Consider the following 19,560-nt stretch of genomic DNA (forward strand, 5'->3'; position numbering starts at 1 on the left):
TTTACCCCGCCTATTCCCCGTCAGCAGCGCAGCGGGCCGGCCTGCGCCGGCGCACGGGATCAGCCGTTGGCGCCGATCATCGCGGTCACGCGGATGGTGCGCGACTCGGGCACTTCGGAGTTGGCGATGACCTTCAGCGAGGGCACCGCGCGGCGCAGGAAGCGCGACAGCAGCATGCGCAGCTGCACCGGCACCATCAGCACCGGCGGCAGGCCGATGTCTTCCTGGCGCTGGGCGATCTGCGCGGTCTGGCGCAGCAGGGTGTCGGCCAGCCCCGGCTCGATGGCGCCGCCCTCGGCACCCGCGCTCATGGCCTGCAGCAGGATGCGCTCCAGCCCCGGCTCCAGCGCCATCACCTGCATCTCCGCACTGCCCGGGAACAGGCCCTGGACGATGGCGCGGCCGAGCGCCTCGCGTACCTTGGTGGTGAGCTCCACCGGATCCTGGGTGCGCGCCGCGTGTTCGGCGAGCACTTCGATGATGGTGCGCATGTCGCGGATGTTGACGCCTTCTTCCAGCAGGTTCTGCAACACGCGCTGGACGGTGGACACGGAAAGCACCTTGGGCACCAGATCCTCGATGAGCTTGGGCGATTCCTTGCCGATGTGGTCGAGCAGCGCCTGGGTTTCCTGGCGGCCGAGCAGTTCGGCGGCGTGATTGAGGATCAGGTGGTTGAGGTGGGTGGCGACCACGGTGCTGGCGTCCACCACGGTGTAGCCCAGCGCGTGCGCCTGCTCGCGCTGGCCGGCCTCGATCCACACGGCGGGCAGACCGAAGGCCGGATCCTTGGTTTCGCGGCCCTGCAGCGTGCCGCTGACGCGGCCCGGATTGATCGCCAGGAACTGGCCGGGATAGGCCTCGCCGCTGCCGATCTCCACGCCCTTCAGGGCGATGCGGTAGGCGTTGGGCTTGAGTTCCAGGTTGTCGCGGATGTGTACCGGGGCGGACAGGAAGCCCACTTCCTGCGCGAATTTCTTGCGCAGCCCGCGGATGCGCTTGAGCAATTCGCCGTCCTGGCCCTTGTCCACCATCGGGATCAGGCGGTAGCCCACTTCCAGGCCGAGCACGTCCACCGGCGCCACGTCGTTCCAGCTGGCCTCCTGGGCCTCGTTCTGCTGCGCGGCGGCGGCCTGCTGGGCGGCGGCCGAGGCGGCCCTGGCCTCTTCCGGCTCGACGGTCTGCTGCTTGCGTCGCAGTGTCCAGCCCAGCCAGGCGATGGCGGCGGCCAGCAGCAGGAAGACGAAGTGCGGCATACCGGGGATCACGCCGAGCACGCCGAGAATGGCGGCGGTGAGGAACATCACCTGCGGGTTGACCAACAGTTGCCCCATCACCAGGCTGCCGATGTCGCCATCGTCGCCCACGCGCGAGACCATCAGGCCGGCGGCCACGGAGATGATCAGCGCGGGAATCTGCGCCACCAGGCCGTCGCCGATGGTCAGCAGGGTGTAGGTGTGCGCGGCGTCGCCCGCGGCCATGTCATGCTGCACCACGCCGACGTACAGGCCGCCGATGATGTTGATGATGAGGATGAGGATGGCGGCGATGGCGTCGCCGCGCACGAACTTCGAGGCACCATCCATGGCGCCGAAGAAGTCGGATTCCTGGGCGATCTCCTTGCGGCGGCGCTTGGCCTCCTTCTCGTCGATCAGGCCGGCGTTGAGGTCGGCGTCGATGGCCATCTGCTTGCCGGGCATGGCGTCCAGGGTGAAGCGCGCGCTCACTTCGGCGATCCGCCCGGCGCCCTTGGTGATGACGATGAAGTTGATCACCGTGAGGATGACGAACACCACGATGCCCACCGCCGTGTTGCCGCCCACCAGCACCGCACCGAAGGCTTCGATGACCTTGCCGGCGGCATCGCCGCCGGCGTGGCCTTCCATCAGCACGACGCGCGTGGAGGCCACGTTGAGCGACAGGCGCAGCAGTGTGGTGACCAGCAGCACGGTGGGGAACACCGAGAACTCCAGCGGCTTCCTGGCGTACATGGCCACCATCATCACCATCACCGACACGGCGATGTTGAAGGTGAAGAACACGTCGAGCAGGAACACCGGCAGCGGCAGCACCATCATCGCCAGGACGATGACGATCAGCAGCGGTGCGGCCATCGGGCGCAGGCGCGCGGGGGAGAACATCTCGCGCAGGTTCAGGATGTCGTTCATTTACGCTTGCAGTCCCTGTTTCAGTCGGGCGAGCCCGGGTCCATGCCTTCCGGCACCTGCAGGTCGACGGGCGCCTCCGGTTTCGGCCCGCCGCCGCCCACCCAGTTGTTGAGCTGGTAGATGTAGGCCATCACCTCGGCCACCGCGGTGTACAGCGCGGCGGGAATGGCCTGCTCCAGTTCGCAATGCGTGTACAGCGCACGCGCCAGCGGCGGCGCCTCGAGCAGCGGCACGTCGTTTTCCTTGGCGATCTCGCGGATCTTCAGCGCCAGTTCGCCGCGCCCCTTGGCAAGCACCACCGGCGCGCCCATCTTTTCCGGGTCGTACTTCAGCGCCACCGAGAAGTGGGTCGGGTTGGTCACCACCACGTCGGCCTGCGGCACCGCCGCCATCATGCGGTTGCGCGCCATCTCGCGCTGGATCGCGCGGATGCGGCCCTTGACGTGCGGATCGCCCTCCTGCTCCTTGTTCTCGCGCTTGACCTCTTCCTTGGTCATGCGCAGCTTCTTCTGGTACTGGTACAGCTGGAAGGGCACGTCCAGCAGGGCCAGCAGGCCCAGGCTGGAAGCGATCAGCAGGGAAGTGAAGGCCACCGTGGACATGAAGTCCGGCATGCTCACCTCCAGCGGCTGGGTCATGAAGTCGAAGATGTGGTCGCGCAGGCTCCACAGCGCCATCGACGCCACTCCGCCGACGATCAGCGCCTTCAGGATGGCCTTCACCATCTCCATCAGCCCGTGGGTGGAGAACATGCGCCCGAGCCCCTTGATCGGGTTCATGCGCTCGAACTTGAAACCCAGCGCCTTGGGGGAGAACACCAGCCCGCCGAGCAGGATCGGCGAGGCCACCGCGGCCACCAGCAGCGCCAGGAACAACGGCGCCAGGGTGAACAGCGCGCCGCCCAGCAGATCGTGCAGGCGTTCGAGCAGCAAGGTGTGGTCGAACGCCGCCTCGCGCTCGAAGGTGAACCCCTTGCGGATCAGCCGGTACATGCGCTCGGCCATCCAGCCGCCCAGCGCCCACAGCGTGGCCACCCCGGTCATCACCACCAGGAAGGTCGACAACTCGCGCGACTGGGGTACCTGCCCTTCTTCCCGGGCCTGTTCCAGTCGCCTGCCAGTTGGCTGTTCTGTTTTGTCTTCGCTGCTGCTCTCGTCGGCCATGACGGGCTCCGCTTCCGTCGCGCCACCCCATGCGGCGCGGACGGATCAATACATGCGGCAATTATCGCCAGCACCCGGCAAGACTTGCCGGTCGATAAAGCGGAGAAAAGGGCGCCTATTCGGCGCTTCAGCGTGGCGCGGGCAGGCGCTCCAGCCCGCGCAGGCGGGCGCCCGCGCCGATGCCCTTGGCGGCGAACCAGCCCTGGTTCATCTCCAGCGCGTAGCGCGCCGGCGCCGCCGCGCAGTGGTTGTCCTCGCTGTGCGGGGTCATGTCGGCGATGTTGAGGATGCGCCCTTCCTCATCGAGAAACGCCACCGACAGGGGAATGAAGGTATTGCGCATCCACATGCAGTGGCGCGCCGCCATGTCGAACACAAACACCATGCCGCGCTGCTGGGGCATCTCGTGCCGGTTCATCAGGCCAGTCTGGCGGGTCTGCGGGGTATGCGCCACCTCCGCCTCGATGCGGTACATGCCCAGCCCCAGTTCGGCCACCGGCATCTGCGCGGACGCGGCGAGCGGCCACAGCGCGGCGGCGCACAGCATGGCCGACACGAAACGCGAACGGGGGAAAACGGCGGACATCTGCATGCTCCTTCCTGCGGCGACGGAGGCTGACATTCTACCCGCGGCGGCGTCCGGCGGCGGCGCGCACCACCACCGGGGCGGCCTCCTCGCGCCATTGCCCGGGCGCCAGACCCTGCAAGCGCCAGTCGCCGATCGCCACGCGCAGCAGGCGCAGGGTGGGATGGCCGACCCTGGCCGTCATGCGGCGCACCTGGCGGTTCTTGCCCTCGCGCAGGACGATCTCCAGCCAGCAGGTCGGCACGCTCTTGCGGAAGCGCACCGGCGGATCGCGCGGCCACAGCCAGTCCGGCTCCGCCACACGGCGCACCGCGCATGGCCGGGTGACGAAATCGCCCAGGTCCACGCCGCGCCGCAACGCCGCCAGCGCGGCCTCATCGGCCTCGCCCTCCACCTGCGCCAGATAGGTCTTGGGCAGCTTGTGGCGCGGATCGGCGATACGGTGCTGCAGGGCCCCGTCATCGGTCAGCAGCAGCAGGCCCTCGCTGTCGGTATCCAGCCGCCCGGCGGCATACACGCCCGGCACCAGCACGTAATCCTTCAGCGTGGGGCGGCCTTGCTCATCGGTGAACTGGCACAGCACGCCATAGGGTTTGTTGAGCAGGATCAGACGCGACATGGACGACGGGCCGGCCCACCGGCCCCGCTGCGGACGAGGCCGCAAGGGTAACGCGAAACCTCCCGCCGGGGCACCGGCAAGACAGGCTGGCACGGTTCTCGCACAACGAACGCCAAACAGCCATCCGGAAAGCGCCCCATGTCCGCCCTGCTGCTGCGCCCCATCCTGCTTCCCCCTACGTTCGCCGGCCACCCCGCGCCCTGCGACCTGTTCGACGAACGCGGCACCCTGCTCGCCCGCGCCGGCACCCCACTCGGCCAGGCGCGGGACACCACCGCCATCGCCCGGCGCTTCTACTGCCGCGCGGGCCAGGCGCCGAGCACGACCCAGCCCGAACCGCTGCGCACGCTGCGCGACATCGGCGAAGCCCTGGCCATGCTCGACACCCTGGTCACCGACGGCACCCCGCCACCCGCCAGCGCCTTCCTGGAGCTCGCGGCGCACTGCCACGCCGCCTGGCGCTTCGATCCGGATGCCTGCATCGGCTATGCGCGGCTGGCCCAACTGGTATCTCCGGCCGTCGACCACCTGCTGCTCGCCACCCTGTTCGCCGCCGAGATCGGCCACGCGCACGGCCTGGGACAAAGCGCGACGACCCACCTGATCGGCGCCGCATTGACCATGAACCTCGGCAGCCTGGCACTGCACGACCACATGCACGGCCTGCGCGAGCCCCCCGACGACGAACGGCGCGCGGCCCTGCTCGCCCACCCCTGGCGGGCCGCCGAACTGCTCGCGGGCTGCGGCAGCCTGCCCGAGGACTGGCTGCGCGCGGTGGCCGAACACCACGAGAACATCGACGGCAGCGGCTATCCGCTGGGGCTGCGGCGTGGCGACATCTCGCTGGGCGCGCGCATCCTGCGCGTCGCGGACGTATTCGCCGCACGCCTGCGCGGACGCATCAACCGCCCCCCGCGCTACTGGAACATCGGCAAGGCTGCCCATCCCGAGCAACTGATCCGCCACGTCTTCAGCGAAGACCTGGAGCGCCTGGACCCGCATCTGGTACGCCTGCTCGCCCACCGGCTGGGCAGCTTCCCGCCCGGCAGCACGGTGCGCCTGTCCAACGGCGAACTGGCGGTCATCCACCGCCGCCCCGGCGGCAACGGCACGCCGCGCCACGCCTTGTCGCTGTGCGACGCACGCGGCCGCCCGCACCGCGCACCGCGCCAGCGGCCGCTGAACACGCACGAATGCCGCATCCAGCGCTACGCCCACGACGATCCGCTGCTGCCGCCGCCGGATTACGACTGGTCCCTGCTGTGGGGATATGGCGAGGAGCCCGAGGCCCCGCTGCACTGAGCGGGATCTGGCGGAAGCGGTGAGATTCGAACTCACGAAGGGTTGCCCCTTGCCGGTTTTCAAGACCGGTGCAATCGACCACTCTGCCACGCTTCCTTGGATTGGTCCGGTCGCCACCGGGCAACCGCCGGCCTTGCGCCGGGACGCCGGATTATACCCGCGAAGCCCCGGCCGGTCGTTCGCCCGCGTATTCGAACAGCGCCACCGATTCGACGTGCGAGGTCTGCGGGAACATGTTGGCGATGCCGACGCCGCGCAGCGCGTAGCCCTTCTCATGCACCAGCACCGCCGCATCGCGCGCCAGCGTGGCCGGATTGCACGACACATACACGATACGCGCCGGCCGGCACTGCGCGCCCAGCGCCTTGACCACCGCGATGGCGCCCTCGCGCGGCGGATCGATCAGCATCTTGTCGAGCGGGCCGAGCGCCGCCAGGCTGTCCTCGGTGGCCTCGAACAGATTGGCCGCGTAGAAACGCGCGTTCGCCGCCAGGCCGTTGCGCCCGGCGTTCTCGCCCGCGCGGCGCACCAGCGCATCACTGCCCTCCACGCCGACCACCTGCGCGCCAGCGCGCGCGATCGGCAGGCTGAAGTTGCCCAGCCCGCAGAACAGATCGGCGATGCGCTCGCCCGCACTCGGCGCCAGCAACTGCATGGCGCGGCGGATCAGCAGGCGGTTGATGCGCGCGTTGACCTGGGTGAAATCGGTGGGGCGGTACTCCATGCGCAGGCCGAATTCCGGCAGCGTGTAGTACAGCCCCGGCTCGTCGTCCGGCTGCAGCGGACAGGCGCTGTCCGGCCCTTCGGGCTGCACCCAGGCGCGCACCTGCCATTGCCCGGCGAAAGCCAGCAGGCGCCGGGTGTCCGCCTGGGTGAGCGGGCGCAGGATGCGGAACACCAGCACCGTCGCCTCGTCGCCGCAGGCCAGTTCGATCTGCGGCAGGCGGTCGGCGATCGACAGACCGGCCACCAGTTCATGCAGCGCCGGCAGCATGGCGGCGACGTGCGGCGGCAGCACCGGGCACACCTGCATGTCGGCCACGTAGCTGGAACGGCGCTGATGGAAACCGAGCAGCACGCCGCCCTGGCTGGGCACCAAACGCACGGTGAGCCGCGCCCGTTCGCGGTAGCCCCAGGCCGGCCCGTGGATGGCGGCATGCACGATGCCCGGACGCACCCGCCCGACGTGCCACAGGGCGTCTTCCAGCACGCGCTGCTTCACCGCGGCCTGCGCCACCGCGTCCAGGTGCTGCATGGAACAGCCCCCGCACACGCCGTAGTGCGGACAGGGCGGCGCCACGCGCTGGGCACTGGGCCTGAGCACGCGCAGGGTGTGGGCCTGCTCGTAGTTCGGCCGGCTGCGCAGCACCTCGTACTCCACCCGCTCGCCCGGCAGCGCCCCTTCGATGAACACGGCCTTGCCGCCCACGCGGGCGACGCCCCGGCCTTCATGATCGAGGGATTCGACGACGGTGACGGGCATGGAAGACGATCCGGCGGGGAAAGGCCGCAATTCTACCGGCAGACACGGGCGCGATGGACCGCCGCCCACTATAATCCGCGCCATGATCGATACCTTCCTCGGGGGCCTCTCGCCCCGCCGGTTTCTCGACGAATACTGGCAAAAGAAACCGCTGCTGGTGCGTCAGGCCATTCCCGGATTCACCGGCGTGGTGAGCCGCGAGCGCCTCTTCGAGCTGGCCTGCGATCCAGACGTGGAATCGCGCTGGGTACGCCACGACGGAGACACCTGGGAAGTCGAACACGGCCCGCAGCGCCCCGGCCGGCTGCGCGGCAAGCGTACGCCGTGGACGGTGCTGGTGCAGGGCATGAACCTGTGGGAAGCGGCCGCCGACGAACTGCTGCACTGCCTGGACTTCATCCCCCAGGCCCGCCTCGACGACCTGATGGTGAGCTACGCGGTGGATGGCGGCGGCGTGGGGCCGCACTTCGACAACTACGACGTGTTCCTGATCCAGGGCATGGGCAAGCGGCGCTGGCGCATCGGCGACCAGAGCGATCATCAACTGGTGGAAGGCGCGCCGCTGCGCATCCTGAAGAACTTCCAGCCCATCCACGACTGGGTGCTGGAAACCGGCGATCTGCTCTACCTGCCGCCGCACTGGGCGCATGACGGCATCGCCATCGGCGAGTGCATGACGCATTCCATCGGCTTCCGCACGCCCACCGCGCAGGAAGTGGGTGCGGGCTTTCTCGACTGGCTGCACGAGCACACCTGCCTGGACGGCGTGTATGCCGATCCCGATCTGGCCGCACAGGACAACTCCGCGCGCATCCCCGAAGCCATGATCGACCAGGTCGATGCCATGCTGCGCCAGATCTGCTGGGACCGCGACGCGGTGGCCGGCTTCCTCGGCGAGTATCTGACCGAGCCGAAAGCGCACGTGTTCTTCGATCCCCCGGAAAAACCGCTCGCGCCCGCGCGCTTCGCCCAGCGGGTGGAGAAATCCGGCTTCCGCCTGGACGCCCGTTCGGTGCTGCTGTTCCACGGCGGGCGTTTCTTCCTCAATGGCGAAAGCGTCGATGCACCGGCCGCGGCCCACGCAACGCTGCAACGCCTGGCGCACGCGCGCCGTCTGCCCGCCGGCGGCGCGCTGGACCCCGCCGTGCTCGCCCTGCTGCATGCGTGGTACCGTGACGGCTACGGCCACCCGGGAACGGACTGAACGCCATGGAACAAGGTTTCGATACCTATGCCGCCTACCGCACGGCCCTGCTCGAAGCCATCGCACGCGGCGCGCGGGAAATCCTGCTGTTCGACCCGGATCTGGCCGAAACCGGCCTGGAAGCGCCCGCCGGCGCCGAAGCCCTCGCCGCCTTCCTGACCCGCGCGGGCGGCGGTGAATGCGTGAAGCTGCTGGTCGCCGACGCCGGCCATCTGGAAGGCCGCTGCCCCCGCCTGCAGCTTCTGCTGGAACGCCACGCCCATCGCATCACCCTGCGCATCGCCGAGGATGCCGCGCAGTCCCCCTCCGCCTACCCGCCCTTCGCGGTCATCGACCGGCACGACCTGATCATCCGCTTCCACCACGAGCGTCCGCGCGGCAAGATCTGTGTGGACGATCCCGGCGCCTGTGCCCCCCGGATCGCACAATTTGAAACAATGTGGATAAACTCCCGACCCGGCCAAACCCGCGCGCCGCTTGGGCTTTGAACGATATTTGAACAATCGTCACATTGCCTCCTGATACGCCCCCCGAGTGGAAGGGCATTCCGCCCGCGTGATACCATTTCTCATTGTGGATCGGCCCGAAAGGCAGGATAGCCGGGCCTGACCCATGACCTGCAGTCCGTTCATCCGATCGAAAAGGAACATAACAATGAAGCAAACCTCCCTGCTGCTCGCCTCCCTGCTCGCCATCGCCGTGACCGCTTGCGGCAAGAAGGAAGAACCGGCCCCGGTTCCGGCTCCGGCCCCTGTGGAGCAGAGCGCTCCGGTCGCCCCGGCCCCGGTCGAGCCGCCCGCCGCGCCGGAAACCGAAGGTGAAGCCCAGCAAGGCGACACCAGCCTGACCGAAGAAGCCAAGCAAGCCGTCGAAGGCGCGGTCGAAGACGCCAAGGACGCCGCCGCCGAGGCCAAGGAAAAGGTGGAAGAAGCCGTGCAGGACGCCACCGAAGCCGCCAAGGATGCGGTCGAGGCCGCCAAGGACGCCGTGGAACAGAAGTAAGCGGCCGGCGCCTTCCGGCGCCCACGAAAAAGCCGGCCCGCGGGCCGGCTTTTTCATTGCCCGGCGCTCCCCAAGTCGCCGCCGGGCCGCCGTCCGCACCGGGCGAGCCGGTACGGACGGGCGCATGCTCAACGCAGTTGCTGATGCAGCAGGCCGAGCATGCGGCGCGCGGTTTCGGAGTTGTCCTCCTCGCCCGTGGTGCTCAGCACCGCAATCGTGGTGGCATCGCCGCTGCCGCGCAGGCGCAGGCGGTATTCGCTGCCGGCGGCGGCGACCTTCTCGCTGCTGCGCCAGAACGCCAGGCGGGAGAGGAAGCCTTCCTTGCGGGCGCTTTCGTTGTCGATCTGCGGATCCACGTAGCGCACGTAGTACAGGCCCTGCGAACGGTCGCGGTCCTCGACGGTGAAGCCGATGCGATCCAGCGCCAGGCCGACGCGGCGCCAGGCGCGGTCGAAGGATTCGTCGAGCGCCAGCACGGTGAGGCCGTCGGCGACACGCAGGTGGGCGCGTTCGGCGTCCGGCGCGCTCGCCAGCTGCGCCTGGGCACGGGCTTCCTCGGCGCCCAGACGCACCATCAGGCGGCTGAGCATTTCGGCTTCGAGCTCGGGGTCGGCCGCGCGCGGCTGCCAGGTGGTCGAATCCTTGGCTTCGGTGGTGTAGATTTCCATCATGCCGCGGTGGCTGATGTAGATTTCCACGCTGCCGTCCTCGCCCTTCTCGATGCGGGTACGGAACTTGTCGCGCTCCGGCGTGGAGAACAGCCCGTCGAGCACCCGGCCAAGCGTGGAGCGGATGAAGTCCTGCGGAATCTTGGCGCGGTTTTCCGCCCAGTCGGTTTCCATCACGCCGATGTCGGGACGATCGATGTTCAGGATGAAGCCCATCTCCAGCCAGAAGTCCTTGATCTCCGGCCACAGCGCGTCCGGCGTGCCGGGCACCACCAGCCAGCGCTGGGTGCCGGCGCGCTCGATGCGCATGCGCTCGACCGTCGGGATGACTTCGAAACCTGCCTGCGGCTGGGTGGCACGATCCGCGCTGTACGCCGAGTAGGTGGCCACGCCGCGCGGAGAGACGTCGGGTACCGTGTAGCGGTCGTCGCCGGTGGGCCCGGTGAGATCCGGGGGGATTTCGAGCGACGGCAGCGTGCGTGCGCTCTTGTAGTCGATCTTCTTCGATTCCGGCATCAGGCTGGAGCAACCGGCCAGCGCCAGCGACAGGGCCACGAGGGAAACGGCGGTACGCGAAGAGCGGTTCATTGGGTTCCTGCGGTCGATGGGAAGGATCAAACGTCGAGGCCGGCCTGGCGCATGGCCAGACGGAGGCGTTCGTGCAGCGTGGGCGAGAACGGGGTGAGCGGCAGGCGAATGCCCGGACCGATCAATCCCAATTGCTCCACCGCCCACTTCACGGGAATCGGGTTGGCCTCGCAGAACAGGTCGCGGTGCAGGCCGGCCAGGCGGGCATTGATCTCGCGCACACGCAGGGCGTCGCCGCGCAAGGCGGCCGCGCACATCTCGTGCATGGCGCGCGGGGCCACGTTGGCGGTCACCGAGATGGTGCCGTGGCCGCCCAGCAGGATGAAGCAGGCCGCGGTCATGTCGTCGCCGCTGTACAGCGCGAAATCCTTCGGCGCGCGGGCGATCAGGTCGCAGGCGCGGTCGATGCTGCCGGTGGCGTCCTTGATGCCGATCACGTTGGGGATCTCGGCCAGGCGCAGCGCGGTGTCATTGCCCAGATCGGCCACCGTGCGGCCCGGCACGTTGTACAGGATCAGCGGCAGCTCGACCGCCTCGGCGATGGCGCGGAAATGCCGGTACAGGCCTTCCTGCGTGGGCTTGTTGTAGTACGGCACCACCGACAGGTGCGCGCTCGCCCCCGCGCCGGCGGCGAAACGCGCCAGCTCGATGGCCTCGTCGGTGGAATTGGCGCCGGTGCCGGCGATCACCGGCACGCGGCCGGCGGCGTGCTCGACGGCCACCTTGATGAGTTCGCAGTGTTCGTCGACATTGACCGTGGGCGATTCGCCCGTGGTGCCGACGATGACGATGCCGTCGGTGCCTTCCGCGACGTGGAAGTCGATCAGGCTGCGCAGACGGACGAAATCCAGGCTGCCATCTTCATGCATGGGCGTGACGATGGCGACGATCGATCCGGTAATCATGGATGAGGGCGAAAAAGGTAAAGTGCCATTCTAACCGATCGGGCACGCGCGGCCAGTGCCGGCAGGCACTTTCCGCGCGAATGGCCGACCGCCCTCAGAGATCGGCCAGCGCCTTGATGTGCGAGACTACCGAACGCGCCAGCGAGGACAGCGAATAGCCGCCTTCCAGCACCGAAACGATGCGCTGGTGCCCGCACTCGGCGGCCAGCCCCTTGATCTGCTGGGTGGCCCAGACATAGTCGGCCTCGACCAGGCCGAGCGAACCCATGTCGTCCTCGTAGTGCGCGTCGAAACCGGCCGAGATGAAGATGGCCTGCGGATTGTGGTTGCGCAGCGCGGGAATCCAGATGTCACTGACGATCTGGCGGAAGGCGTCGCCGCGCGTGCCGGCGGGCACCGGCACGTTGCACATGTGGTCGGGTGGATTTTCCACGCCGCTGTATGGATAGAACGGGTGCTGGAAGATGCTGACCATCATCGCGCGCGGATCGTCGCGGAAGATGTCCTCGGTGCCGTTGCCGTGGTGCACGTCGAAATCGACGATGGCCACGCGCTGCAGCCCGTGCGCCTCCAGCGCATGGCGCGCGGCGATGGCCACGTTGTTGAGGAAACAGAAACCCATCGCCTGGGCGCGCTCGGCATGGTGTCCGGGCGGGCGCACCGCGCAGAAGGCATTCTCCACCTCGCCCTTCATCACCAGATCGGTGGCCAGCACCCCGGCGCCCGCCGAGCGCAGCGCGGCTTTCAGCGTGTTGGGGCTCATCGCCGTGTCGGGGTCGAGGTGGCGGATGCCGTGCTCGGGCACGTTGGCATTGAGCTCGGCCAGATAGCTGGCCGGATGGGCACGGATGATCTGCTCGTCCGTGGCATACGGCGCGTCGTAGAACGACAGATAAAGATCCAGGCCGGCGGCGATCAGCCGGTCGTTGATCGCCGACAGCCGGTCTGGGCACTCGGGGTGAAAAGTCCCCATGTCGTGCAGCCAGCATTCACGATGCGTGATGAACGCGGTTGTGGTCATACCCCCCTCTCCTCGCTGCAGAACTTTTCCGCGCAGGCCCGCTTCCAACCCGCACGAAGCGGCCTCCTGGCGCGGACTACTAGTGTTTGTCGTCTATTATCACCGCTTCCCCGTCAATTTCACAGTAGCCCCCACATGCCCCATCGCCATGCCACCCGGCTGCTCGAGGCCGCCGCGCAGATCATCCTCGGCAAGGAACACGAACTACGCCTGGCACTGGCCTGCATGGTGGCGCGCGGACACCTGCTGATCGAGGATGTGCCCGGCGTAGGCAAGACCACGCTGGCCCACGTGCTGGCCCGCCTGATCGGCCTGCGCTTCCAGCGCATCCAGTTCACCAGCGATCTGCTGCCGGCAGACATCGTCGGCGTATCCATCTTCGAACGCGAAAGCGGCGCCTTCCGCTTCCACCCCGGCCCGGTGTTCGCGCAGTTGATCCTCGCCGACGAGATCAACCGCGCCACGCCGAAAACGCAGAGCGCACTGCTCGAGGCCATGGAGGAGCACCAGGTCACCGCCGACGGACAGACGCTGGCGCTGCCCGAGCCCTTCTTCGTCGTCGCCACGCAGAATCCCGCCTCGCAGATCGGCACCTTCCCGCTGCCCGAAAGCCAGCTCGACCGCTTCCTGATGCGCATCCGCCTGGGCTACCCGGACCGCGCGGCCGAACGCGCGCTGCTGCTCGGCGAGGATCGCCGCGGCCTGCTCGAACGCCGCGAGGCGGTGATCGCCCCCGAGCAGTTGCTGGAACTGCAGCATGCCGCGCGCGCGCTGACGGTCACTGACCGGCTGGTGGACTACCTGCACGCCCTGGTGGACTCCACCCGCCACGACCCCGAACTGCTCGGCGGCCTGAGCCCGCGCGCGGGCCTCGCCCTGCTGTCCGCCGCGCGCGCCTGGGCGCTGCTGGAAGGCCGGGACCACGTACTGCCCGAGGACGTGCAGGCGGTCTTCCCGCACGTCGCCGGCCACCGCCTGCATCTGGCCACCGACGGCCGCCCGGTGCCGCCGGCCACCCTGCGCCGGCTGGTCGAGGCCGTCCGGCTGGTTTGATGGACGCCCCACAAGCGGCCGCCTTCCTGCCGCGATTCCTGCGCTGGAACCGGCGCGCGCCACAGCCGGAAGCCAGTCCCATCCAGCTCTTCCAGCGGCGCATCTATGTGCTGCCCAGCGGGGCGGGACTGGCCTATGCCGCGGCCCTGCTGACCCTGCTGCTGGCCTCGATCAACTACAACCTCAGCCTGGGATACGCGCTCACCTTTCTGCTCGGCGGCGTGGGCGTGGCCAGCCTGGTCCAGGCTTTCCGCAACCTGCTGCATCTGGAAATCCGCCCGGCGCATTGCGCGCCCGTGTTCCAGGGCGAATCGGCGGCCTTCGTGCTGCGCCTGGAAAACCGGCGCGACACCCCGCGCCCGGCCTTGAGCCTGCGGGCCGGCAACGGCGAGACCCTGCTGGAGCTGCCCGCAGCGTCCGCCGCCGATGCCGTCCTGAACCTGCCCGCAACACGCCGCGGCTGGCTACCGATCGGCCGCGTCACGCTGGAAACGCGCTTCCCGCTCGGCCTGGTGCGCGCCTGGAGCATCCTGCATCCGGACCTGCGCGGACTGGTCTATCCCGCGCCGGAAAACGATCCACCCCCATTGCCCGCCGGCACCGGCGACGGCCACGGCCGCCTGGCGCGCGCCACCGGCGACGGCGACTTCACCGGGCTGCGCGCACATCAGCGCGGCGACTCCCCCCGCCACATCGCCTGGAAGGCATTGGCGCGCGGCGGCCCCGTGCTCACCAAGCAGTTCGCCGGGCAGGCGGGCGAACACGTCGAGCTGGACTGGCACGCCCTGCCCGGGGCGCTCGACGACGAGGCCCGCCTGTCGCGCCTTGCCGCCTGGCTGCTGGCCGCCGAAAACGGCGGCCACACCTACGCGCTGCGCCTGCCCGGCACCACGCTGCCCTACGGCCATGGGCCCGCGCACCTGCGCGACGCGCTGCGCCTGCTCGCCCTGCACGGTCATGCCGCCGAACGTTGAAGTCTCCCGCCGTACGGCGTTCTGTCTGCTCGCCGCGGCCAGCGTCACGGTGCTTCCGCATGCAGGGCATCTGCCGCCCTGGCTGGTTGCGCTATGCGTATTGCTGCTGGGCTGGCGCGGTGCGCAGTTGCTCGACCGGGTCAAGGGGCTGCCGCGCTGGCTGGTCCTGGGCGTGGCGCTGGCCGCCGCGCTGGCGATCAAGATCGACTTCGGCCACTTCTTCGGCAAGGACCCCGGCGTGGCCCTGCTCGCCGTGCTGCTCTGCCTGAAACTGCTGGAGGGCGGCAGCCCGCGCGATGCGCGCGTGGCCGTGCTGCTCAGCTTCTTCCTGCAACTCGGCCTGTTCTTCTACGACCAGACCATGGGCGTGGCCGCGCTCGCACTGGCCGGCACCCTGCTCGCCGTCACCGCGCTGTTCGGCCTCCACCAGCCGCGCGCGCCCTTGCCAGGGCTGTTGCGCGGCGCCGCCACGCTGGTCTTGCAGGGGCTGCCCTTCATGCTCGTGCTGTTTGTGTTCTTCCCCCGCATTGAGGGTCCGCTGTGGGGCCTGCCGGCGGACGCCCACAGTGCGGTCAGCGGATTGTCGGACACAATGGAGCCCGGCTCGATCAGCGAGCTGAGCCTGTCCGACGCCATCGCCTTCCGCGCCGCCTTCGCCGGCGAACCGCCGCCCAACGCATTGCGCTACTGGCGCGGCCCGGTACTCACCGAGTTCGACGGGCGCACCTGGCGCGCCGTGCGTACCACCAGCACCGCCGCACCCGCCTATCAACCCGGCGGCCCGGTCTACGCCTACAGCCTGACGCTGGAGGCGCACAACCGGCGCTGGCTGCTGGCCCTCGACTACCCCGATGCCGGCCTGGACGATCTGCTGTACGCCGACGACTTCCAACTGCTCGCCGCCCGCCCGGTACGCGCGCGCGCGCGCTTCGACCTGCGTTCGCGGCCGCATACCCCAGTGGGCATGGAAGAGTCCGCCGCCGTGCTGGCCGCCGTGCGCAGGCTGCCCGCGCAAGGCAATCCGCGCGCCCGCGCGCTCGCCGCCCGGCTGGCGGCCGACGGCGCCGACGCCGGGACCATCGTCAGCCGCGCGTTCGATCACTTCGCCTCGGGCAACTACACCTACACCCTCACGCCCACCCTGCTCGGGGCGCACAGTGTCGACGAGTTCCTGTTCGATACCCTCGAAGGCTTCTGCGAACACTACGCCTCTGCCTTCGTCTTCCTGATGCGCGCCGCCGGATTGCCCGCGCGCGTGGTCACCGGCTACCAGGGCGGGCAAGTCAATCCGATCGACGATACCGTGGTGGTCCGCCAGTCGGACGCCCATGCCTGGGCCGAGGTGTGGATCGACGGCCAGGGCTGGCGCCGTGTCGACCCCACGGCAGCGGCGGCCCCGCAGCGCATCGAGCGCGGCCTGGGCGAATCGATCCGCGCCGGCGATCCGCGCCCCCTGCTGATGCGCCCGGAATTCTCCTGGCTGCGCGAATTCCGCCACCGCTGGGAAGCCGTCTCCAACCACTGGAACCTGTGGGTTCTTGGCTACAATGAGGACCGCCAGCGCGACCTGCTCGCCCGCCTCGGGCTGGAGACGGACTGGCGCACGCTGACCCTGGCCACCGGCGCCGCGGCCGGCCTGCTGATGCTCGCGCTGCTGGGTTGGGCCTTCCACCAGCGCCGCAGCGCCGATCCGCTCGACCAGGCCTGGCAGGCGTTCTGCCGCCGTGCGGCGCGTCATGGCCTGCCGCGCCACGCCTGGGAAGGTCCGCTGGACTTCGCCACCCGGCTGGCGGACCGCTTCCCGGCGCATGCCGGGGAACTGCGGCGCATCGCCAGCGATTACGCGCGCATGCGCTACCGCGCCGCGGACGGCCCGGCGGCCGTGCGCGAACTGAGCCAACGCATCCGGAGAATCGATTTCACATGAGCCGTTCCGCCCGCTGCCTTTCCCGCCTGCTGCTCGTGCTGGCGGCCCTGCCCCTGAGCGCGTCGGCCTCCTCCTTCGTGCAGCGCGACGAAGCCCGCGAATTCGTGCGGGAAATGCATGCCACCCACGGCTTCGACGATGCCGAACTGCTGGCCCTGCTCGACCGCGCGCGCCACCAGCCCCGCGTGATCGAGCTGATCCGCCCCCCCAGCACGCCTGGCGCGCGCTCCTGGCAACGCTATCGCGCGCGCTTCCTCGACGACACCCGCATCAACGGCGGGCTGGCGTTCTGGCGCGCCCATGCCGACACCATCCGGCGTGCCAGCGAGCAATACGGCGTCGCCGAAGAGATCATCGTCGCCATCATCGGCGTGGAAACCCTGTACGGCCGCCACACCGGCAACTTCGAAACCCTGTCGGCGCTGGCCACGCTGGCCTTCGACTACCCGCCGCGCGCGCCGCTGTTCCGCCGCGAACTGGAAAACCTGTTGCTGCTCGCCCGCGAGCAGGGGCGCGACCCGTTCAGCTACTACGGCTCCTACGCCGGCGCGCTGGGCTTTCCGCAATTCCTGCCGAGCAGCGTGCGCGCCTACGCGGTGGATTTCGACGGCGACGGCAGGATCGATTTCGATGCCAGCCCGGCCGATGCCATCGGCAGCGTGGCCAACTACCTGCACGTGCATGGCTGGCTGCCCGGCCAGCCGGTCGCCCATCGCGCCCGGCTGGCGCCGGAGCTCGACCCACAGGCGCTGATCGATGCCGGCATCGACCCCAGCCTGTCGCCCGAAGGGCTCGCCGCCGCCGGCGTGGTCCGCCTGAACGGCGAAGCCGCGGCGGAAACCGCCACGCTGGTGGACCTGCCCACGCCGGGCGCGGAAACCGAATACTGGCTGGGATACCGGAATTTCTACGTGATCACGCGCTACAACCGCAGCAGCTTCTACGCCATGTCGGTGTTCCAGCTTGCCGAGGCCCTGCGCCACGGCTACGGAAACTGAGCGCAGCGTGCCGGCACGGCGCGCCCGCTACAGCAGCACGTCCTTGGAAATGCCGCGCCGCTTGAGGATGCGACGCAACTGGCCGAGTGCCTCCAGCTGGATCTGCCGCACCCGCTCGCGGGTCAGGCCGAGCTGGGCGGCAAGCTCTTCGAGCGTCATCACCTCGCACTCATCCAGCCCATAGCGGTGGCGGATCACCAGGCACTGCTTGTCGTTGAGCATGGCGATCCACTCGCGGATCAGGCTTTCGATCTCGCCGGTATGGATCTGCGACTCCGGGGGCTCGGCATGCTCGTCGGCGAGCGATTCACCGATCGACAGGGAAGGGTCGATGTCCAGCGGCGCGTCGAGCGAGGCGGTGTGCTCGGACAGGGCGAGGATGGCGCGCACGTCCTCGACCGGACGATCGAGCCGGCGGGCGATCTCCTCCAGACTGGACTCCCCGTTGCCGGCAGCCTCCAGATGGCGCTGCGCGCGCAGCACCTGATTGAGTTCCTTGACCACATGCACGGGCAGGCGGATGGTGCGCGACTGGTTCATGATCGCGCGTTCGATGTTCTGCCGGATCCACCAGGTGGCATAGGTGGAGAAGCGGAAGCCGCGCTCGGGATCGAACTTCTCCAGCGCGTGCATCAGGCCGAGGTTGCCTTCCTCGACCAGATCGAGCAGCGGGATGCCGCGGTTGAGGTAATGCTTGGCGATGTTCACAACCAGGCGCAGGTTGCGCTCGATCATGATCTGGCGGGCCTCGAAATCCCCCGCGCGCACCCGGCGCGCCAGCGCGGCCTCTTCCTGCGCGGTGAGCAGCGGGTTGACGCCGATCTCGTTCAGGTAGATCTGAGTGACGTCGCTGAGGAATTCATTTTCCGGCGCGGGTGGAGGAGGTTCGGCGAATACCTCCACCTCGAGGGGCAGATCCGGTTCCTGGCAGTCGATGTCTTCAGGGCTTGCCGGATCCTGCATGGGCCTCCTCTCGTCAGCGCGCGGGCAGGTATTTCATCGGATCCAGCGGCCTGCCCTGCCTACGGATCTCGAAATGCAGCATGGGTCGGTCTGCATCGGTACTGCCCAGTTCGGCGATCTTCTGCCCCCGAGTCACCGTGTCGCCTTCCTTGACCAGCAGTTGCTGGTTGTGGGCATACACGGTCTGGTAGTCAGACTCGTGTCTGATGATGACCAGTTTTCCAAAACCACGCAAGCCACTCCCGGCATACATCACCGTCCCCGGTGCGGAGGCCAGCACCGGCGTGCCCGGCGTGCCGCCGATGTCCAGCCCCTTGTTGAGCAGCTTGCCGTTTTCGCCCTTCGGCTGTTCGAAGCCGAGCAGCACATTGCCGCTGGCGACCGGCCAGGCCCATTGACCTGCGGTGGCCGCATCGGGAGCGGGCACCTGCTGCGGCGCGGGCACGCTCGGCGGCGCGCTGGCCACCGGCGCGGGATGGCCCTGCGTCCTGGCCCAGGCTTCGTCGCTGTAGGGCTGGCGGCCGCCCTTGGGCTCCTGCAGCACGGGCGTGCCGGCGACATCGGCCGCCCCCGGCAGGGGACGCAGCTCGGTGGAATCCGGAATCGCCACGACCTCGGCCACCGCGCCGCCCGGAGGGGACACGCGCAACTGCTGGCCTACCTGGATCTGGTTGGGGTTGGTCAGCCCGTTCCAGGCCACCAGGTCGGCCACGCTGTGACCGTACTGGCGCGAAATCGCCAGCAGGGTCTCACCCGGGCTCACGGTATGGAACGCGTGCGCGTCCTCCACGACCGGCTGCGCCGTCACCGACTCGGGAGGCGGTGCCTGGGTCACATCGCGCACGGGTGCGGCGGTCTTGCCCGCGCACCCCGCCAGCAAACCGGCCGCAACGCACAGCGCGGCAACTCGCAAGAAACCTCCAGACATCGTCTTCGTTC

Annotated in this window: 18 protein-coding genes and 1 tRNA gene; 8 read left to right on the forward strand and 11 right to left on the reverse strand. The window is 69.0% G+C overall.

Annotated elements, in window-relative coordinates; translation table 11 throughout:
* Nucleotides 1–59 precede the first annotated feature (59 nt).
* The 4 genes from flhA to E6C76_RS09330 form a co-directional block, all read right to left on the reverse strand.
* On the reverse strand, nt 60–2,165 hold the full coding sequence (gene flhA / locus E6C76_RS09315) for a flagellar biosynthesis protein FlhA (RefSeq protein ID WP_136347945.1): 2,106 nt from the start codon (nt 2,163–2,165) through the stop codon (nt 60–62).
* Nucleotides 2,166–2,185: 20 nt separating this feature from the next.
* Nucleotides 2,186–3,328: a flagellar biosynthesis protein FlhB gene (gene flhB, locus E6C76_RS09320; RefSeq protein WP_136347946.1), complete on the reverse strand. Its 1,143-nt coding sequence runs from the start codon at nt 3,326–3,328 to the stop codon at nt 2,186–2,188.
* 127 nt (nt 3,329–3,455) lie between these two features.
* Nucleotides 3,456–3,920 carry a DUF192 domain-containing protein gene (locus tag E6C76_RS09325; RefSeq protein WP_136347947.1) on the reverse strand — a complete coding sequence of 155 codons (465 nt, stop codon included), beginning with the start codon at nt 3,918–3,920 and terminating at the stop codon, nt 3,456–3,458.
* A gap of 31 nt (nt 3,921–3,951) precedes the next feature.
* Nucleotides 3,952–4,533, reverse strand: a complete 582-nt coding sequence (locus E6C76_RS09330; RefSeq protein WP_136347948.1) for a pseudouridine synthase — start codon at nt 4,531–4,533, stop codon at nt 3,952–3,954.
* Nucleotides 4,534–4,671: 138 nt separating this feature from the next.
* Here E6C76_RS09330 and E6C76_RS09335 point away from each other — a divergent pair, with 138 nt between their 5' ends.
* The gene (locus E6C76_RS09335; protein WP_136347949.1) at nt 4,672–5,835 is read left to right on the forward strand and encodes an HD-GYP domain-containing protein; all 1,164 of its coding nucleotides are present in this window, start codon (nt 4,672–4,674) and stop codon (nt 5,833–5,835) included.
* 8 nt (nt 5,836–5,843) lie between these two features.
* Here the strand turns inward: E6C76_RS09335 and E6C76_RS09340 are convergent.
* A tRNA-Ser gene (locus E6C76_RS09340) sits at nt 5,844–5,931 on the reverse strand.
* Nucleotides 5,932–5,986: 55 nt separating this feature from the next.
* Nucleotides 5,987–7,318: a 23S rRNA (uracil(1939)-C(5))-methyltransferase RlmD gene (gene rlmD, locus E6C76_RS09345; RefSeq protein ID WP_136347950.1), complete on the reverse strand. Its 1,332-nt coding sequence runs from the start codon at nt 7,316–7,318 to the stop codon at nt 5,987–5,989.
* 82 nt (nt 7,319–7,400) lie between these two features.
* Here rlmD and E6C76_RS09350 point away from each other — a divergent pair, with 82 nt between their 5' ends.
* The 3 genes from E6C76_RS09350 to E6C76_RS09360 all read left to right on the forward strand — a co-directional run bounded on the left by E6C76_RS09350 (nt 7,401) and on the right by E6C76_RS09360 (nt 9,524).
* A complete protein-coding gene (locus E6C76_RS09350) occupies nt 7,401–8,522 on the forward strand; it encodes a ribosomal protein uL16 3-hydroxylase (RefSeq protein ID WP_136347951.1) in 1,122 nt (373 codons plus the stop codon).
* A 5-nt stretch (nt 8,523–8,527) separates the two neighbouring features.
* Nucleotides 8,528–9,010 carry a DUF7931 domain-containing protein gene (locus tag E6C76_RS09355; RefSeq protein WP_136347952.1) on the forward strand — a complete coding sequence of 161 codons (483 nt, stop codon included), beginning with the start codon at nt 8,528–8,530 and terminating at the stop codon, nt 9,008–9,010.
* A gap of 166 nt (nt 9,011–9,176) precedes the next feature.
* A complete protein-coding gene (locus E6C76_RS09360) occupies nt 9,177–9,524 on the forward strand; it encodes a hypothetical protein (protein WP_136347953.1) in 348 nt (115 codons plus the stop codon).
* A gap of 128 nt (nt 9,525–9,652) precedes the next feature.
* On the opposite strand, the gene bamC is transcribed toward E6C76_RS09360, so the two are convergent.
* From bamC to E6C76_RS09375, 3 genes are all read right to left on the reverse strand, one after another.
* Nucleotides 9,653–10,780, reverse strand: a complete 1,128-nt coding sequence (gene bamC, locus E6C76_RS09365) for an outer membrane protein assembly factor BamC (protein ID WP_136347954.1) — start codon at nt 10,778–10,780, stop codon at nt 9,653–9,655.
* A gap of 26 nt (nt 10,781–10,806) precedes the next feature.
* Nucleotides 10,807–11,685, reverse strand: coding sequence for a 4-hydroxy-tetrahydrodipicolinate synthase (gene dapA, locus E6C76_RS09370; protein WP_136347955.1), 879 nt, complete (start codon nt 11,683–11,685; stop codon nt 10,807–10,809).
* 94 nt (nt 11,686–11,779) lie between these two features.
* Complete coding sequence (locus E6C76_RS09375) at nt 11,780–12,706, reverse strand: histone deacetylase family protein (protein ID WP_136347956.1); 927 nt, start codon at nt 12,704–12,706, stop codon at nt 11,780–11,782.
* Between the two features lie 135 nt (nt 12,707–12,841).
* Between E6C76_RS09375 and E6C76_RS09380 the strand changes: the two genes are divergently transcribed.
* The 4 genes from E6C76_RS09380 to mltB are packed head-to-tail and all read left to right on the forward strand — an operon-like array spanning nt 12,842 to nt 17,658.
* Nucleotides 12,842–13,759, forward strand: a complete 918-nt coding sequence (locus E6C76_RS09380) for an AAA family ATPase (protein WP_136347957.1) — start codon at nt 12,842–12,844, stop codon at nt 13,757–13,759.
* Nucleotides 13,759–14,733, forward strand: coding sequence for a DUF58 domain-containing protein (locus E6C76_RS09385; protein ID WP_136347958.1), 975 nt, complete (start codon nt 13,759–13,761; stop codon nt 14,731–14,733). Before E6C76_RS09380 ends, E6C76_RS09385 begins: the two co-directional genes overlap by 1 nt.
* The gene (locus E6C76_RS09390; protein WP_136347959.1) at nt 14,717–16,660 is read left to right on the forward strand and encodes a transglutaminase TgpA family protein; all 1,944 of its coding nucleotides are present in this window, start codon (nt 14,717–14,719) and stop codon (nt 16,658–16,660) included. The genes E6C76_RS09385 and E6C76_RS09390 overlap by 17 nt, the downstream gene beginning before the upstream one ends.
* Nucleotides 16,657–17,658, forward strand: a complete 1,002-nt coding sequence (gene mltB / locus E6C76_RS09395) for a lytic murein transglycosylase B (protein WP_136347960.1) — start codon at nt 16,657–16,659, stop codon at nt 17,656–17,658. The genes E6C76_RS09390 and mltB overlap by 4 nt, the downstream gene beginning before the upstream one ends.
* Before the next feature lie 27 nt (nt 17,659–17,685).
* Here mltB and rpoS read toward each other — a convergent pair whose 3' ends face one another.
* Entirely contained in the window at nt 17,686–18,621 is a 936-nt protein-coding gene (gene rpoS / locus E6C76_RS09400; protein WP_136347961.1) for an RNA polymerase sigma factor RpoS, read from the reverse strand.
* A gap of 13 nt (nt 18,622–18,634) precedes the next feature.
* Nucleotides 18,635–19,549, reverse strand: coding sequence for a peptidoglycan DD-metalloendopeptidase family protein (locus tag E6C76_RS09405; RefSeq protein WP_136347962.1), 915 nt, complete (start codon nt 19,547–19,549; stop codon nt 18,635–18,637).
* Between the last annotated feature and the right edge of the window lie 11 nt (nt 19,550–19,560).

The organism is Pseudothauera nasutitermitis, from assembly GCF_004801295.1.
Classification (GTDB): Bacteria; Pseudomonadota; Gammaproteobacteria; order Burkholderiales; family Rhodocyclaceae; genus Pseudothauera; species Pseudothauera nasutitermitis.